Genomic DNA, 15,740 nt, shown 5'->3' with positions numbered 1-15,740 from the left:
GTTCCGGGGTGTGTCGCTACCGGGGAACGGCACCCCATGAGATGTCGCCCCCGCCGTTCACAGCACATGGGCCCGCGCACGATCGGATTCCTCGCACTGCACACCTCGTGACAAAGGGCTCATCCACCCGGCTCCGCGTTGCGTCGCCGAGTGGCATAACCATCGCATCACGTCACATCACGCCGCCGACGGCATAGCTCCCGCGTGGGCGCTTGCGTACGTGCGGTCCTGACCGACTCCGCCGCCGACGACTTGCGCCGTCATTGCTGCGCCGTGCTGCGCGCGCGGCGCAGAGAGCCAACGCAACCACGCCGCGGTCTGGCGAACCCATCCGCGACGCACGCAGTGCGGAGTGGGGTGGATGAGTGCCTTGTCACGGGCGGTACTGTGCGGGAGACGTTCTCGTGCGCGGACCCATGCCGTGTGAAGCGCGGGGGCGACACTTCATGGGTTGCCATTCCCCGGCAGCGACACAACCCGGAACGGACGAGTTTTCGGCGCCTTTCTCCGCACAGGGGCAACGCAAATAGACCGACACGAATACAAGGAAAGGCCAAAAAAAAGCGCTCACCAAAAAACGAAGCGCCTGCTGGCAAAGAAAAAAACCTGCCGCCCCGCCAAAGGGGCAAAACCAGCCCCTAAAGCAACCGCACAACAAACGCCAAAACCAAACTCAAAACAAGAGTAGACATAAAAGGAAACGGATACTCTTTCCCGCGAACGCGGAGGGTAATATCTCCTGGCAATCTCCCAACACCAACCTTCCTGAGCCACGGCCAGCACCGCGACAACACCGCGACAGCAATAAAAGTAGTGAGCAGCCAGCGGATCATGGCAACGCGCTCAAAGCGAATGTGACCGGTCGCCGCGCGCAAACGCGGCAATCCCATCCTCGATGCCGCGCGAAAACGCGATCACCTTGAACAGCTCGCCCATCTCAGCCTCAGAGAGCAGTTTCTGCACCGCATTCGCCGCAGGCAGATACCGCATCACATCAGAAGGATCGAGATCGGCAAGCGCATCGGTGATGCCGGCATTCATCAGAAACCGCGCCTGCGACGTATACCCAAGCAGATCAGCACCCGCATCGACACCCGCTTCGGCAACACCCGTAAACTCGACGTGCGCCGTAATGTCCTGCAACCCCGGATACAAAAACGGATCGCCATGCGCACGATGCCGGTAGTGACACATCAACGTCCCCTGCGCGCGCTGCGCATGGTAATACTCGTGGCGCGGAAAACCATAGTCGATAAAGAACGCCGCGCCATGCTCAAGCATCGTGCAGATCGTTCGCGTAAAAGCAAACGCAGCCTGGTGCGTCTCAGCGACGTAATCGCCTTCCACTTCAAGCGAATCCAGAAGCGCCATGTCGGAAGTCGTGCCAACCGGCCGGTCTTTAAAGGCCAAAGCATCGTCGCGCCACGTCACGCCTCGCTCGTGCCACGCGCCGTTCGCGCGCGCAAAGAGTCGCACAGGCATCGCGTCCAGTACTTCGTTGCCAATCACGACGCCTTCGAAATGTTCGGGCAACGCATCCAGCCAGCGCACACGCGCAGCAAGCGCAGGTGCATCGGCTTCAATCGTCGCGCGCTGACGCTCACGCAGTTCACCCGACAGATCGACAATCGAATACGTATCGAATGGCACTTCCTGTGCCGCGAGTTCGTTCAGCAGCCCCGCGGCAAGTTTCCCTGTGCCCGCGCCAAACTCCATCACGTCGCGCGTGCCGCTTGCTGCAAGCGCTTCCGCCACCGGGCGCGCAAGCGTCGCAGCGAAAAGCGGTGACAGTTCGGGTGCTGTGACGAAATCGCTGCCATCCTCCGCACGACGTCCAAACTTCATGGCGCCGCCGCTGTAATAGCCAAGGCCCGGCGCGTACAGCGCGCGTTCCATGTAGCGGTCGAACGGTAACCAGCCGCTGTTCGCGTCGATCTCCGCGCGGATCTGCGCCACCAGCGCTTCCGACTGCGCAAGCGCGGCCGGGCCGGGAGCAGGTAAACTATCGGGTTCGTGAGCTTTCGGATTCATCCGCATATTGTAAATGACCGACTCTTTCCGTACTTCCCCCGCCGGGAGCACCCAAAGCGCGCCCGCGCGCGTCGTGCTGGTTACCGGCGCTGCCCGCAGGATCGGCCGCGCGCTCGCGATCGGCTTCGCGGCCAGAGGCTGGGACGTGGCCGTGCATTTCGGCGCATCCCGTGAGGAAGCCGATGAGGTGGTCGAAGAAATCGTCGCGCTCGGACGTCGCGCGGTCGCGCTGCACGCGGATCTCGCCATCGAGGCACAGGTCGAGAGGCTCGTGCCGGATTGCATCGCGGCACTCGGGGGGCTCGCCTGCGTGATCAACAATGCGTCGCTTTTCGCGGAAGATACGGCGAGGGACGTCGGCTACGAGCGTCTGCTGAACCTCGCGGCGATCAATCTGGGCGCGCCACTCGTGCTGGCGCGCATGTTGTACGAGGCAACGCCAGAAGCCGCGCTTGGTGACGAATCGCTGCGTGGCGTCGTCATCAACGTGCTGGATCAAAAGCTGTACAACATGAATCCGGACTATCTTTCATACACGGTGTTGAAAGCCGCGCTGCAGGCAGCAACCGTCGCGCAGGCGCAGTCGCTCGCGCCGAAATTGCGCGTGGTGGGGCTCGCGCCGGGGCTCACGCTTCAATCCGCCGATCAGACGTCGCAAAGTTTCGCCGAAGCGCATCAGGTGACGCCGCTTGGCCGCGCGTCGCGGCCCGAGGATCTTGTCGCCGCTGCGCTGTATCTCGCGGATGCTCGGGGTGTGACCGGAACGACACTGGTTGTCGACGGCGGCCAGCACCTCGTGCCGCTGCCGCGCGACGTAATGTTTTTGACGGGCGCCTGAACGCACGCGGCGGCTGCTTCAGCCGCGCTGCACGAAGCGCTCCTTGCGTGTCCGCACGCTTCTTTCGACACTGGAACGATCATGCTTGACGCTCTCTCGCATCCCCGGCTCGCCGACTGTCGCCGGCTCTTTCTGCGCAACTACGAAGTGCATATCAACATCGGTGTGCATGACTTCGAGAAGCGTGGCGAGCAGCGCGTCGTGATCAACGTCGAACTGTACGTGCCGCTCGCGCTGTCGACGCCGGTAGCGGACAAGCTCAGCGAAGTGGTCGACTACGATTTCATGCGCTCGACCATCGCGCGTCGCGTCGAACAGGGCCACATTCATCTGCAGGAAACGTTGTGCGATGACGTCGTGAAGACGATGCTCGCGCATCCGCACGTGCGCGCAGCACGCGTATCGACGGAAAAGCCGGATGTCTATCCGGACTGCGACGCCGTAGGCGTCGAAGTCTTTCGGATCAAGGAAGATTAAGCGTCGGCGGTGTTGCCCGCGGCAGCAGGGGCGGCCGCGGCGCGACGCGCAGGGCGCACGAACTCGATGCGGTTCTCGCTGGAATGCGAGAAGACGAGCGCGGTCTGCGTGTATGACGTATCACCGAAGAGCGATGCTTCGTCGATTTTCGCGAGACCCGGCGCCAGTGCGCGGAAGTCGAACAGGCTGGTGTCGGCGAGATGCGACGGCACGACATCCGACAGCGCGCGGAACACGTTGTCGACGCGCCCCGGCGTATCCCGTTCCCATTGCGTCAGCATGTCCTTCACCTTCTTGCGCTGAAGATTTTCCTGCGAGCCGCACAGGTCGCACGGAATGATCGGATATTCCATCGCGCGCGCGTAGGTCGCGATGTCTGATTCCTTGCAGTACGCGAGCGGACGGATCACGATGTGCGCGCCGTCGTCGGTGGCGAGCTTCGGCGGCATCGCCTTCATCTTTCCACCAAAGAACAGGTTCAGAAAGAACGTCTCGACGATGTCGTCACGGTGATGGCCCAGCGCGATCTTGTTCGCGCCCAGTTCCTTTGCCGTTCTGTAGATCACCCCGCGACGCAGGCGCGAGCACAGCGAACACGTCGTCTTGCCTTCCGGGACCTTCTCCTTGACGATCGAATGCGTGTCGGCCTCGACGATCCGGTACTTGACGCCGATCGACTCAAAATATTGCGGCAGGATTTCTTCCGGAAAGCCGGGATGCTTCTGGTCGAGATTCATCGCGATGATCTCGAAGTTCACCGGCGCACGCTTTTGCAGCGCGAGCAGGACGGAGAGCATCGTGTACGAGTCCTTGCCACCGCTCATGCACGTCAGGATTTTGTCCCCGTCTTCGATCATGTTGAAGTCAGCGATCGCTTTGCCGACCTGCGACTGCAGTCGGGTTTCGAGACGGAAAAAATTGTTTGAGGCTTTCATGGCAGGCACGGAACAGAGTGAAGATTGCCGGGAGCGGCGCGCGGAACGTAGAAAACAGACGTCGAAATGCGGGGCCGGGCAGAGCCCCAGATGATACATCCAAATACAAATCAAGGACTTGGACGGGAAAGCGGGCGGAAGCTGTAGTGAGCGCATCTTCGATAGTGGGACGCGCGTGCTAACATTGAAGGCTTCCAACTCGACCCCTCGTCGGCGCCATGAATATTGTCATTTTGGCGGCAGGCACCGGTAAGCGTATGCGTTCCGCGCTGCCCAAGGTGCTGCATCCTCTGGCCGGCCGGCCGCTTCTGTCTCATGTCATCGACACCGCGCGCACGCTTGATCCGACCCGACTCGTCGTCGTGATCGGTCACGGCGCGGAAGCGGTTCGCAGTGCCGTCGCTGCGCCCGATGTGCAGTTCGCCGTGCAGGAGCAGCAGCTTGGCACCGGTCACGCGGTGCAACAGGCCCTGCCGCTGCTGGATCCCTCGGTGCCGACGCTCGTGCTGTATGGCGACGTGCCGCTTACGCGCGCAGGCACGCTTAAACGTCTGACCGACCGCGCGGGCCTCGGCGGCTATGGCGTGCTCACGGTCACGCTCGACGATCCCGCAGGCTACGGCCGCATCGTGCGCGACGCGAACGGCAAGGTGCAACGCATCGTCGAGCAGAAAGATGCGACCCCCGAGCAGCAGAAGATCGCCGAGATCAACACGGGCATCATCGTCACGCCGACGCAGCAACTCGCAGGCTGGCTCGCTTCGCTGAAGAACGACAACGCGCAGGGCGAGTACTACCTCACCGACGTCGTCGAACTCGCGATCGAAGCCGGTCTCGACGTCGTCACGGCGCAGCCGGACGAAGCGTGGGAAACGCTCGGCGTCAACAGCAAGCAGCAGCTTGCCGAGCTCGAACGCATTCACCAGCACAACGTCGCGGAAGCGCTGCTGGTGGCCGGCGTCACGCTGGCCGATCCGGCGCGTATCGATGTGCGCGGCACGCTTGAATGCGGCCGCGATGTCTCGATCGACGTGAACTGCGTGTTCGAAGGCACCGTGAAACTGGCCGACAACGTGACGATCGCAGCGAACTGTGTGATCCGTAATGCGACGATTGGCGCAGGCACGCGCGTCGATGCGTTCACGCATATCGAAGGCGCTGAAGTGGGCGAGAAGGTCGTGCTCGGCCCGTACGCGCGGCTGCGCCCAGGCGCGACGCTGAAGGACGAATCGCACGTCGGCAACTTTGTCGAAGTGAAGAACGCAGTGCTCGGCCACGGTTCGAAGGCGAATCACCTCACGTACATCGGCGACGCCGATATCGGCGCGCGCGTGAACATCGGCGCGGGCACGATCACGTGCAACTACGATGGCGCGAACAAGTCGCGCACGATCATCGAAGACGATGTGTTCGTCGGCTCGGACACGCAACTCGTCGCGCCGGTGCGCGTCGGGCGTGGCGTGACGATTGCGGCAGGCACGACAGTATGGAAGGACGTCGAGGAGAATCTCCTCGTGCTGAACGAGAAAACGCAGGTCGGCAAGACCGGCTACGTTCGCCCAGTCAAAAAGAAAAGCTGACGGGAAGCGCCGTGTTTTCGCGTGCGTTTCTGCATGGCACGGCACCCAACCCTGCAAAGGAATAGATACTTATGTGCGGCATTGTCGGCGCGGTTGCGCAACGTAACATCGTCCCGGTTCTGATCGAAGGACTGCGACGCCTCGAATATCGCGGCTACGATTCCTGTGGCGTCGCCGTGCTGGCGGGCGGTGAGCCGCATCGCGCGCGCAGCGTGGCGCGCGTCGCCGATCTCGACGCGCAGGTGCGCGAGACGCATCTTGAAGGCGTCACGGGCATCGCGCACACGCGCTGGGCAACGCATGGCGCGCCCGTCACGAACAACGCGCATCCGATCTTCTCGCGCAACGCGCTGGCGCTCGTGCACAACGGCATCATCGAGAACTACGAGTCGCTGCGTGAAATGCTGCGCGGCAAGGGCTACGAGTTCGTCTCGCAGACCGACACCGAAGTGATCGCGCATCTGATCCACAGCCTGTATCGCGGCGATCTGTTCGCAGCGGTGCGCGAAGCCGTGCAGCAGTTGCATGGCGCTTACGCGATCGCGGTCGAGCACAAGGACCAGCCGAACACGGTGGTCGGCGCGCGTCAGGGCTCACCGCTTGTCGTCGGTCTCGGCGATGGCGAGAACTTCCTCGCTTCCGATGCACTCGCGCTTGCCGGCAGCACCGAACGCTTCATCTTCCTCGAGGAAGGCGACGTCTGCGAACTGACGCTCGAACGCGTGCGGGTCGCCGATCGCGACGGCAACGACGTGCAGCGTGAAGTGCGCACGGTCGCGGCATATGGCGGCGCGGTCGAACTCGGGCCGTATCGTCACTTCATGCAGAAGGAAATTTTCGAGCAGCCGCGCGCGATCAGCGACACGATTCCGCAAGCCGATTCGTTCGATGCATCCCTGTTCGGCGACGCAGCGGCCCGGGCGTTTGGCGAGATCGACAACCTGCTGATTCTTGCCTGCGGCACGAGCTACTACTCGGGGCTGACCGCGAAGTACTGGCTCGAATCGATTGCGAAGATTCCGACGCAGGTCGAAATTGCGAGCGAATATCGCTATCGCGATTCGGTGCCCAATCCGAAGTCGCTGGTGGTGGTGATCTCGCAGTCGGGCGAGACGGCCGATACATTGGCTGCGCTCAAGCATGCGCAGTCGCTTGGACACAGGCACACGCTCTCGGTGTGCAACGTGGGAACGAGCGCGATGGTGCGGCTCACCGAACTGTCATTCCTGACGCATGCAGGAACCGAGATTGGCGTGGCATCGACGAAGGCATTCACGACGCAGCTCGTCGCGCTGTTCGTGCTGGCCGCGACGCTCGGCAAATTGCGCGGGCACGTCGACGCTTCGCTCGAAGCGGAATACGTGCGCCAGTTGCGCCATCTGCCGGCTGCGCTTAACAGCGTGCTGGCGCTGGAACCGCAGATCATCGCGTGGTCGGAAGATTTTTCGCGCAAGGAAAATGCGTTGTTCCTCGGGCGCGGTCTGCATTACCCGATCGCACTGGAAGGCGCGCTGAAGCTCAAGGAAATCTCGTACATCCACGCCGAAGCGTATCCGGCGGGTGAACTCAAGCACGGGCCGCTTGCGCTGGTCACTGAAGCGATGCCGGTCGTGACGGTTGCGCCGAACGATGCGCTGCTTGAGAAGCTCAAGTCGAACATGCAGGAAGTGCGCGCGCGTGGCGGTGAGCTGTATGTGTTCGCCGATGCCGATACGCGCATCGTCAGCGAAGATGGCCTTCACGTGATCCGCATGCCGGAGCACTACGGGTTGCTGTCGCCGATCCTGCATGTGGTGCCGCTGCAGCTGCTGGCGTATCACACGGCGTGTTCGCGCGGCACTGACGTCGACAAGCCGCGCAACCTGGCTAAATCCGTGACGGTTGAGTGAGCGCGCGGGCGTAGCTCACGATCTGCGCCAGACAACAGTTGCGTGTCCCTGGGGACACGCTTCAGTCAAGCATCTGGATGATCGCTTTCGACGATAGCGTGGCATCCGCAACTCAGTCATCGTCGTCGCCGTGGTGACGATGCTTCCAGCCACGATGCCGGTCATCGTCGTGCCAGCGGCGCTCGTCGCCATATCCATAACCGTAATAGGCGGGAGCAGGCGCATAGACGACAGGCGGAGGCGCCTCATAGACGACGGCCGGCTGCTCCAGATATACAGGCGCTGGCACGCCAAGGAAGACGCCGACGTCTACATGGGCCATGGCGGCGCTGGAAGCACACGCGGTGAAGAGGCCTGCTGCGAATAAAAGAGTAGCGCGTTTCATGCTGTTTTTCTCCAGGCCCGTTCGCCTCAGGCGGTCGCCGGGCAGTGACGGATGACGAGGATTGTAGGGTGACCCGAGGTCCGCATATACAACGCCATTGTCACTTGTGTAACCACAGGTAACGTATGCAGCCGCAAGCCTGTCCCAGGACGGGGACAGGCGTGTCACGCCGTCAAGCCGCGCTCAGGGAATCGCCAGAAACGCGAACACGTTCGCCAGCCTGAACGTCCGGCTGCGTCGTATAGCTGAAGTTCCGATAGCTGCCATCCTGCATGCGCACCTGTACCTGCCAGGTGGTCTGCTTGCGCACGGCGTGCTCGATGCCGTTGCCGGCCACGCCGCCGCCCACGGCTCCTGCGATGGTCGCAAGAACACGGCCACGTCCACCGCCAATCTGATTCCCAATCAGGCCGCCCGCTACCGCGCCACCCACTGCGCCGAGGCCCGTTGTCGGCTCCGGGGCCTGGACGGTGTTGATGGCGACCACCTCACCCGCATAGGGATCGGCCGCGACGGGCCTCGGCGCGGCGGATTCCGAAGACGCCTGATAACCCTGATTGTTCGCGTACGCTGGCGATTGCGGAACAGGCGCGCTGTGCGTGTGATGGACGCGTGGTCGAGCAGGCGCAGCTTCCTGTGCCTGACCTTGCGCGATATTCGATTGCGGAGTCGCGAGCGGAGCGCTGGCCATCGGCGCGGTCGCTGGCACCACTACCGGCGCGGGTGCTGGAACGGCGTGTGAAGTCGGCAGAATGCCGGTCATCGCTGCGATTCCGGTTGCACTGGCGAGGATGACCGCCACTGCCGCGCCGGCGACCAAAGGGTGAATGCGACCGCGCTGCGGGTTGCTGGAGGTGAGGTTCGTGTTCATTGCGGACTCCGCTGGTAGTTGCCTGCAATAACGCTGCGGCAGCGAAGGCGGTGTACTCAACCGGAGCGATCCTTTGTAACCATTTGTACCGCGTCGGCCTTCCGCGCGTCGACCTGGCGGCGGAACGGCTACTCCGGGGTCGCCCGGCACGGGATCGACGCTGCGTCAGGGCGCTTTTCGCGTGCACCAAAACTGGCGAGTGCGACCAACCCTAGCAGCGCTAGTCCACTACCGAAGAGGAAGTCAGCCTGCATGCCGACGTGGTCGACGATTACACCGCCGATTAACGAGCCGGATGCGATGGCAACCTGGATGATGCTCACAAACAGTGCAGAGCCTGCTTCCGGCGAGTCCGGCGTGGCGCGTTGAATCCAGACGCTGAAACACAGCGGAAGCGCGCCAAAGGCGACGCCCCACGCAAGTACGACGGCCGCGACACCCGACTCCGAATGTTGCAGGAGAGGCAGCGACAGAAGAGCGAACATCAGGAGGGAGATCATCGCGCCGACCGACATTTTCAGACTGCGCACCACCGTCGATGAAATAGCGAAATTCGAGAAAAATCCGATGATGCCGAACCCGAGCAGCAGCCAGGTGATGCTGGACATGCTGAGATCCGCATTTCGCAGCAGGAACGGCGTGATGTACGTGTAAGAGGAAAAGTGCGCGCCGAAGACAAGCGCAACCATCAGCATGCTTCTGCGTGGATGTGGCCGGCGCAGCAAGCCCACCAGATCACTCGTCCGCAATGCAGCCGTCGACGGCAAGGACGGCACGAGAAAGAACTGGGCGACAAGCGCAATGGCGACGAGTACGCCCGTCGCCATGAACGAAGCCCGCCATGATGCAAAGCTGGCGATAAATGTTCCTAGCGGCACACCAATCACCGTTGCACACGTCACGCCCGTCAGTATCGTTGCCATCGCCTTTGCAGAATCCCGGGGCGCCACCAGTCGTCCAGACGCAGCTGTCGCCAGGGTCCAGAAACCGCCGAGTGCCGCGCCCAGCAGTGCACGTCCCAGCAGCATCACTGGAAAACTGGGCGCAAGGGCGGAGATCAGATTGGACGCGAGCAGCAGCGTTGTCAGCAACAGGAAAACACGTCGGCGGTCCATGAGTCCCGCCACCAGCATCAGGCCCGGAGCAGAGATGGCTGCAATAACGCCTGGGACGGTCACCATCAAACCCGCCGTACCAGGCGAAACGCCCAGTTCCTTCGCGACGCGCGGCAACAGGCCCACCGGCAAAAACTCGGTTGTCACAAATGCAAAAGCGCCTATGGCAACGGCCACGACAGCCAGCCACGAACGCAGAGACGACGAGGTGCCGTCATCCGGCGAGGCATTGCCTGCCGGCAAGTTGTCTTCAATATGCATAGTATTGTTTGCGGGAAACTAAACGACGATTGGGATTGGACTGGATTTGCAGGGCTAATCGCGTCCGAAGCACCCAGTCGAGATCACGATGCGGTGCCGGTACGAAGCATCACCAGACGCACGCCTAAGCGGGACACCATAGCATCGTATTAATTCGCTCGCAGACGGACTAAAAAAATCACACCCGGGCGCATGGGTATTGCCAATACGTTCTGTCGGCCCTGTTCTCGCCGTATTTTCCGGTTTTGAATCCACGTGCCGATGTCTGCCGTATATGCAGTCAGGGCAGCGCAATCGGGCGTTGCCTGTTCGGGCGTCGCGCGCGTGAAGCGGTCGCTGCCCCATCTGCCCGAGCAGCTGCTTGCGCTTTGCCGCTACGCAAACAGTCAGCCTTTAGCGGTGCCTGAAACCTCGACGCTGTTATGCACACGCCGGGTTCGCCGGAGATGATCATGGAAAAAGTTACGCTGAAAGTTGTGCTGGCTTGCGCCGCTATCGTCTCACTCAGCGCCGCAACCGCGACGTTTGCACAGGGAGGCGGGAATGGAAACGGCGGAACTGGTGGCGGAGGCGCGCACGGCGCCGCCACAGCAGGGAGGACGTACCACAGTGAGCCTGTCACGAGCCTCTGGAACCCGGAACCGGGCAGGATGATGAAGAACACGGGCATGCCCGAGACCGGCATGCCCGGCATGTCGCCGGACAGCGGTGCCATGCAGGCAAAACCCGTGCAGTAACGTCGATCTGGGGGCGAGGCACCGGGCGTCACCTAATCTGATTGACTCCCGCCGGACGCAACCGTCGTGCCGCAATTCGCCAAACTGGCCGACGAATGTGCTTCGTTTCGCGCAATTGAATTTCCGTCGCCGCGCCTACACTTGTTTCCATGGAGCACGTCATTGCGCCATCGAAGCGGTCCCCTCCGCGTCGTGTTGAACCGTACCGTTGATAGCAATTCAGGCATGTGTAGTCGAGGCTGGAGATTGTGAAGTCCGCAGTCAGTCGAAGTCGCAGCAGAAGTAACGCAGTTGACTCACTATTCGATGCAAGCAGTCGGGGTTTGCAGCAAGCTGTAAGTGAAGGACCACGTTTTGATCCAGTAGAAAAAGCAGGTGCAGGAGAAGTAACAGCAGCGTTGTTGTGATGAGAGTATGTCGGCGAGCCTCCACGCGCTTGCGCGAGTCTCCATCCTGTCGAGCCCTGTCTCCCCACGGAGCAGGGCTTTTTTTTGTTCCGAAAACCGACGACGACAAGCATGTGTTTGTGCATGGCCAACACCTCGAAAGAGGGACGCGCTGCATTCGCGTCCAGGGAGAAGCGGCATGTCAGCATGACATCTGACTGCATTTTCGGCGCTCCGTGTCAGGCAGGAATGAGCGCGCGGCCTGCACAGGAAATCGTGTTGGCTGAGGCGCACGTATTCGTTCAATTGCCGGTCTGCAAGACCGTCTCTTTCTTGAGGTAGAGGTGGACCCGTCTTTCCGATCGCGGCACAACGAGGCGCCGCAAGTGTGCATCCGTTCCTGCTGACAAAACCTTCCCGTCGCGCGTCTACCCGATGCGCCGCGCGAAATCAGAAAGAGGAAGCCGCGTCTGTCACCACCCTGTGTTCCGTTCGATCGCGTTCGCGTTCGCATCAAGCGGAACGTTTGCGGTTTGGTGCGTCCGGTGTGACGCCCGCTTGTGCAAGGAGATGGAGATGAAAGTGACCGTACTGATCGTGGGCGGACTGCTTTGCGCGGCATCGTGGCAGGCAAATGCCGCCGATGCCGATGCTTCAGCCGCACCCGCGGCGCAACCCGCCGCAGCCGTTGTCGACGCGCAAGGTCCGCAGCCTGGCGGGGGGGCGATGTCGGGTGGGCCTGCTTCGACGCAGAACCAGAAGCGCCAGCAGTCCGACCCGAACAGCGACGCGGCTCGCCTGCAGGACATTTTCAAGGGTGGAAGTTGAGCTTGACGCGTTGTGTCCTTAATCCGATCCCGAAAAAATCAGTCGTGCAGACAGGTGCGCCCTCGAATTTATAATGGGGTACGGTGCCGCCGCGCGTGACCTTCGCGTCGCGTGCGGCTCGCTTGTCTACCCCCGTTGCGTCGCGATTCTGCGAATCGCGCCGGACGGATGCTTTTCTTCCGCCTTCACCGACGGCGCGGCACTTTCTTTCGCTTCGACGTAGCGGTCGCCTGTGCCATACGAATGCGGTACGCGAGCGCGGCCAGGCAGGGCGAGTTCCGGATTGCTGCATACGCGCGCCTGTTCGCTGGCGCCCGACACCGCGGCCTGTCTGAGCGAGGCCTGATGAAGCGCCACCGGTCGAACCGGCGCATCGCTGCAACCCCACGATTCGAGCAGCGACGGCGCCATGTCCGTCTGGCATTGCCGGCGCGCTTTCGTGATCCGGTCACTGACGTTGACGTACGTGTCGTCGTGCAGCGCAGCGAGCCGCTGATACGCGCGGCCGGCTGAATCGATGTTCAGTGCAACGGCGATTCGATACGCGTCACGCGCTTCGCTATCCATCTGTTCGAGCGAACCCGGATGCAGTTCCATCGTGTACACCTCGGAAGCCGAAACCGGCAGCCTCAACGCATCGCCGCGGTTGACCCACGCTTCCTGATAACCGGGACTCTGTTTGATCGCCGTCTTCAGTTCGTCGAGCGCGGCCTCGCGATAGCCGCCTGCCGGCATCGCTTCGTCGTCGACCGTACTGCCGGAGCGCGCTAATGCCACGTACGCACGGGCGAGGGCATTGTGCGCGGGCGCGTAGTCCGGTTTTCCATCGATCGCCTTGTTCAGCACTTCGGCTGCCTGCCGGTAGCAGCCCATATCGTTCAGCGCGACGCCCCAGTTGTAGTACGCCCACGGTCGCGCGCCGCGCCACTTCCATTGCTGCTGACCTTCTTCGACGATACGGCGTGCGTAGCGGATCGTGCCGTCGTACCGGCCTGCGTAGGTCTCGAGCTTCGACAGGGCGAGCAATGCCCACGCCGCGTTTTTCTCGTAAGCGTGGGTGTTTTCGGCGCTGCCACCCGCAGCGAGACTTTCGAACAGCTCGTGCATAGGGCGGAAGTCGCACGGGAACTGCCCTTCGAGGCAGCGGTCCTGCTCGACCGCCGTCAGATATTCGGCATAGAGCAGCGGACTCTGATGTTTGAGGATCGCGATAGCGGCCTGTTTGAACGCGTTGCTGAGCGCGGTCGCTTCACCGTTGCCTTCGCTTTTCAGGGCAGCGCGCTGTTTGTTGCTGTTGCGCTCCTTGCCGTGCGGCGTGCTTTCGGGTGCGCCGGAACCGTTTAGCAAAAGGATGTGACCGTCCGGGTCCCGCAGTGTGAGCATCAGCGTGAATCGTTCGGGCGTGCCGATCACACTGCCGTATAGGGACGAGTCGCGCTTCAGCAGCGCTCTCGCAAATTCGATCACGGGACGCACGGAAAAACCGGTACCGGGCACCGTAAAGTCAGGCAGCTTGAATTCCGTCAGGACCTGTTCGGTGTCCGTCGCGGGCGTGACGCCTTGCGCTTTTTCGCGCAGGCCGCTGATGGTGTCGACCAGCATGTGCTGCAGCATCACGTCGGTGTAGCCGCGCTCCAGGAATGTGTCGGGGATCTGGATCGGCTCGACGATCGTCATCGGATCGAGCAGGTAGCCGCACCATCTGATTGCCTGCGGAACCAGGAAGTACACGCACGTCGCGACGATCAGACCGACCACCACCGAGTACAGCACCCGTCCGTAGACGAACCTGGCCAACGCGAGCAGCCAGCTTCCGGGTGGGGATTCAAAGAAGGTCATGATGGGTCTCCTGGGGGCGCCGATGTGAACCGATGCCTGCCGTGATGCGGAGGTTGTTGCGGTGGGCGCGACATCTTTAAGGCATCGTCCGTGCCAGTTGTCGCGAAGCCCTGATGCATAAGGCATGGGGAGAAAACGAGAGACGCACGAATCCCACAATGGTCGGAAGATTCGCAACGGTTTGATCAGATCAGTTGGGTTGCGGCCACCACTGGCGGGCGCACACGTCCTGTCGCGCGCGGTGCGCGACAGGACGGTCCTGCTTCAGGATTACCGGCCTGCTATTTGACGGTGAAAGTGTAGTGACCCTGCGTGCGATGCCCGTCGCTGGCGACGGCCACCCACGTTACCGTGTACGCGCCCGGCGTCACATTCGCGAGCGTCACTTTCATCCGCTTCGGATCGCCGGCATCGACGGCCGACTTGCCGTCGGCGACCGGTTTGCCCTTGCTATCGGTGACGGTGATCGAACTGAATGCCGGCTCGAGCGCTTCGCTGAACTCGATCGATACCTCGTGCGGTGCGCTGTCGACGGTGGCGCCCGCCGCCGGCGTCTGGAGTTTCGGAAACGCGTGTGCATGAGCAACCTGCGCGAATACAAACGTGAGAGCGGCAAGTGCGCCGCGAGCAAAGAGAGAAGTTTTCATGGATGGATCAGGGGTTTGCCAACAGAGTTCGGGAAGATGTCGTCGAGATAAAAGTGGGCCTGGAGCAACACGCCGGTATGCCGGCCGGACGCACGGTTCACGGGAATCTGCGCCTCGATGCCGAGTTGTCCCCAGCCGTTGAGCCAGATAAGGCCGGGATTCACGGTGCCCGTTGTATGACCGGAACATGGGCCGGCTGTGCACGTAGTCATCGGCAACTCAACCACAGGAATCAGATTGCTGAACGGCTCGCCCAAGCCGATATTTTTCACCGACGATTGCAGGTACGGAATGCTGTATTGCAACGTCACGCCCCAGTCGACGGAGTTTGGCGCGGAAGCGTTCGTCGTCAGATTGGGCGCGATTTCACCCGTGATGGCAAGCGGGCGCAGATAGCTGAGACTCGTGGGCAGATCGCCGAAGCCCTTGCCGAAAAACACCGCCGGAGATATCGTCGAGAACGAATCGCTCACGGCTTTCGCGCCCGTGCCACCGAGGCCCGCCTTAACGCCCACCGACACCATGAACTCGTGCTGCGGGTTGACGTACGCAAGATACTTCAGCCCGACTTCGAGATTGTCGAAGCCTTTGGCCGAGCCGTCGGGACCGTTCCGGTTGATGTAGGCGCTGCCAATGCTGAACGCCAGATTCGACGTGATCAGCTTGTCCCATTCGAACGAGACGGTATTGATGTTGATATCGTCGCCGTTGTCATTCGGCGATTTGATGTGGCCGTACTCCAGGTTGATTTCGTCGCTGACGCCCGGATCGTCGACGGCCATCGTCGCGGGAAAAACGCGGTCGCCGGCAATCGCGTGCGCGCCGGCCACGGCGGGGCAGAGCAGCGCGCACGCGAGTGCAACCGGAACGGCTGAAGCAACGCGGGCCGACCGGGCCTCGCGTGTAGAAGAAATACGCATG

The 15,740-nt window shown here is 62.0% G+C and carries 15 protein-coding genes; 6 read left to right on the top strand and 9 right to left on the bottom strand.

Annotated features, from left to right (window positions below):
* Window positions 1-638 precede the first annotated feature (638 nt).
* Both P3T16_RS00270 and P3T16_RS00265 read right to left on the bottom strand, forming a co-directional pair.
* Window positions 639-833 carry a DUF2905 domain-containing protein gene (locus P3T16_RS00270; RefSeq protein WP_429340743.1) on the bottom strand — a complete coding sequence of 65 codons (195 nt, stop codon included), beginning with the start codon at window positions 831-833 and terminating at the stop codon, window positions 639-641.
* 10 nt (window positions 834-843) lie between these two features.
* The gene (locus tag P3T16_RS00265; RefSeq protein ID WP_429340742.1) at window positions 844-2,031 is read right to left on the bottom strand and encodes a class I SAM-dependent methyltransferase; all 1,188 of its coding nucleotides are present in this window, start codon (window positions 2,029-2,031) and stop codon (window positions 844-846) included.
* 13 nt (window positions 2,032-2,044) lie between these two features.
* Between P3T16_RS00265 and P3T16_RS00260 the strand changes: the two genes are divergently transcribed.
* Complete coding sequence (locus tag P3T16_RS00260; protein ID WP_429340741.1) at window positions 2,045-2,869, top strand: SDR family oxidoreductase; 825 nt, start codon at window positions 2,045-2,047, stop codon at window positions 2,867-2,869.
* A gap of 81 nt (window positions 2,870-2,950) precedes the next feature.
* Window positions 2,951-3,346 carry a dihydroneopterin aldolase gene (locus tag P3T16_RS00255; RefSeq protein WP_429258228.1) on the top strand — a complete coding sequence of 132 codons (396 nt, stop codon included), beginning with the start codon at window positions 2,951-2,953 and terminating at the stop codon, window positions 3,344-3,346.
* Here the strand turns inward: P3T16_RS00255 and ttcA are convergent.
* Window positions 3,343-4,281, bottom strand: a complete 939-nt coding sequence (ttcA, locus tag P3T16_RS00250) for a tRNA 2-thiocytidine(32) synthetase TtcA (protein ID WP_429340740.1) — start codon at window positions 4,279-4,281, stop codon at window positions 3,343-3,345. The two genes, P3T16_RS00255 and ttcA, sit on opposite strands and share 4 nt — an antisense overlap.
* A gap of 218 nt (window positions 4,282-4,499) precedes the next feature.
* Here ttcA and glmU point away from each other — a divergent pair, with 218 nt between their 5' ends.
* Entirely contained in the window at window positions 4,500-5,861 is a 1,362-nt protein-coding gene (gene glmU / locus P3T16_RS00245) for a bifunctional UDP-N-acetylglucosamine diphosphorylase/glucosamine-1-phosphate N-acetyltransferase GlmU (RefSeq protein WP_429340739.1), read from the top strand.
* 71 nt (window positions 5,862-5,932) lie between these two features.
* Window positions 5,933-7,750, top strand: a complete 1,818-nt coding sequence (gene glmS, locus P3T16_RS00240; protein WP_429340738.1) for a glutamine--fructose-6-phosphate transaminase (isomerizing) — start codon at window positions 5,933-5,935, stop codon at window positions 7,748-7,750.
* A 112-nt stretch (window positions 7,751-7,862) separates the two neighbouring features.
* Here the strand turns inward: glmS and P3T16_RS00235 are convergent, their stop codons facing one another.
* The 3 genes from P3T16_RS00235 to P3T16_RS00225 all read right to left on the bottom strand — a co-directional run bounded on the left by P3T16_RS00235 (window position 7,863) and on the right by P3T16_RS00225 (window position 10,382).
* Complete coding sequence (locus P3T16_RS00235; RefSeq protein ID WP_429258224.1) at window positions 7,863-8,135, bottom strand: hypothetical protein; 273 nt, start codon at window positions 8,133-8,135, stop codon at window positions 7,863-7,865.
* Between the two features lie 172 nt (window positions 8,136-8,307).
* A complete protein-coding gene (locus P3T16_RS00230; RefSeq protein ID WP_429340737.1) occupies window positions 8,308-9,006 on the bottom strand; it encodes a glycine zipper 2TM domain-containing protein in 699 nt (232 codons plus the stop codon).
* A 128-nt stretch (window positions 9,007-9,134) separates the two neighbouring features.
* Window positions 9,135-10,382: an MFS transporter gene (locus P3T16_RS00225; RefSeq protein WP_429340736.1), complete on the bottom strand. Its 1,248-nt coding sequence runs from the start codon at window positions 10,380-10,382 to the stop codon at window positions 9,135-9,137.
* Window positions 10,383-10,834: 452 nt separating this feature from the next.
* On the opposite strand from P3T16_RS00225, the gene P3T16_RS00220 reads away from it, so the two are divergent.
* Together P3T16_RS00220 and P3T16_RS00215 are read left to right on the top strand one after the other, a co-directional pair.
* Window positions 10,835-11,119, top strand: a complete 285-nt coding sequence (locus tag P3T16_RS00220; protein ID WP_429340735.1) for a hypothetical protein — start codon at window positions 10,835-10,837, stop codon at window positions 11,117-11,119.
* A gap of 962 nt (window positions 11,120-12,081) precedes the next feature.
* On the top strand, window positions 12,082-12,333 hold the full coding sequence (locus P3T16_RS00215; RefSeq protein ID WP_429340734.1) for a hypothetical protein: 252 nt from the start codon (window positions 12,082-12,084) through the stop codon (window positions 12,331-12,333).
* Between the two features lie 126 nt (window positions 12,334-12,459).
* On the opposite strand, the gene P3T16_RS00210 is transcribed toward P3T16_RS00215, so the two are convergent.
* The 3 genes from P3T16_RS00210 to P3T16_RS00200 all read right to left on the bottom strand — a co-directional run bounded on the left by P3T16_RS00210 (window position 12,460) and on the right by P3T16_RS00200 (window position 15,739).
* The gene (locus P3T16_RS00210; protein ID WP_429340733.1) at window positions 12,460-14,172 is read right to left on the bottom strand and encodes a tetratricopeptide repeat protein; all 1,713 of its coding nucleotides are present in this window, start codon (window positions 14,170-14,172) and stop codon (window positions 12,460-12,462) included.
* Window positions 14,173-14,453: 281 nt separating this feature from the next.
* On the bottom strand, window positions 14,454-14,819 hold the full coding sequence (copC, locus tag P3T16_RS00205) for a copper homeostasis periplasmic binding protein CopC (RefSeq protein ID WP_429340732.1): 366 nt from the start codon (window positions 14,817-14,819) through the stop codon (window positions 14,454-14,456).
* Entirely contained in the window at window positions 14,816-15,739 is a 924-nt protein-coding gene (locus tag P3T16_RS00200; RefSeq protein WP_429340731.1) for a hypothetical protein, read from the bottom strand. Before P3T16_RS00200 ends, copC begins: the two co-directional genes overlap by 4 nt.
* Window position 15,740: the final 1 nt, after the last annotated feature.

Source organism: Paraburkholderia sp. GAS42, from assembly GCF_050436565.1.
Taxonomy (GTDB): Bacteria; Pseudomonadota; Gammaproteobacteria; order Burkholderiales; family Burkholderiaceae; genus Paraburkholderia.
Note: the sequence above shows the minus strand (reverse complement) of the source record. Positions and strands in the feature narration are given on the sequence as shown.

What these genes read in the sequence shown, in the direction of transcription:
- P3T16_RS00270 (WP_429340743.1), bottom strand. Translation starts at nt 833, where the DNA reads ATGATCCGCTGGCTGCTCACTACTTTTATTGCTGTCGCGGTGTTGTCG.
- P3T16_RS00265 (WP_429340742.1), bottom strand. Translation starts at nt 2,031, where the DNA reads ATGAATCCGAAAGCTCACGAACCCGATAGTTTACCTGCTCCCGGCCCG.
- P3T16_RS00260 (WP_429340741.1), top strand. Translation starts at nt 2,045, where the DNA reads ATGACCGACTCTTTCCGTACTTCCCCCGCCGGGAGCACCCAAAGCGCG.
- P3T16_RS00255 (WP_429258228.1), top strand. Translation starts at nt 2,951, where the DNA reads ATGCTTGACGCTCTCTCGCATCCCCGGCTCGCCGACTGTCGCCGGCTC.
- ttcA (WP_429340740.1), bottom strand. Translation starts at nt 4,281, where the DNA reads ATGAAAGCCTCAAACAATTTTTTCCGTCTCGAAACCCGACTGCAGTCG.
- glmU (WP_429340739.1), top strand. Translation starts at nt 4,500, where the DNA reads ATGAATATTGTCATTTTGGCGGCAGGCACCGGTAAGCGTATGCGTTCC.
- glmS (WP_429340738.1), top strand. Translation starts at nt 5,933, where the DNA reads ATGTGCGGCATTGTCGGCGCGGTTGCGCAACGTAACATCGTCCCGGTT.
- P3T16_RS00235 (WP_429258224.1), bottom strand. Translation starts at nt 8,135, where the DNA reads ATGAAACGCGCTACTCTTTTATTCGCAGCAGGCCTCTTCACCGCGTGT.
- P3T16_RS00230 (WP_429340737.1), bottom strand. Translation starts at nt 9,006, where the DNA reads ATGAACACGAACCTCACCTCCAGCAACCCGCAGCGCGGTCGCATTCAC.
- P3T16_RS00225 (WP_429340736.1), bottom strand. Translation starts at nt 10,382, where the DNA reads ATGCATATTGAAGACAACTTGCCGGCAGGCAATGCCTCGCCGGATGAC.
- P3T16_RS00220 (WP_429340735.1), top strand. Translation starts at nt 10,835, where the DNA reads ATGGAAAAAGTTACGCTGAAAGTTGTGCTGGCTTGCGCCGCTATCGTC.
- P3T16_RS00215 (WP_429340734.1), top strand. Translation starts at nt 12,082, where the DNA reads ATGAAAGTGACCGTACTGATCGTGGGCGGACTGCTTTGCGCGGCATCG.
- P3T16_RS00210 (WP_429340733.1), bottom strand. Translation starts at nt 14,172, where the DNA reads ATGACCTTCTTTGAATCCCCACCCGGAAGCTGGCTGCTCGCGTTGGCC.
- copC (WP_429340732.1), bottom strand. Translation starts at nt 14,819, where the DNA reads ATGAAAACTTCTCTCTTTGCTCGCGGCGCACTTGCCGCTCTCACGTTT.
- P3T16_RS00200 (WP_429340731.1), bottom strand. Translation starts at nt 15,739, where the DNA reads ATGCGTATTTCTTCTACACGCGAGGCCCGGTCGGCCCGCGTTGCTTCA.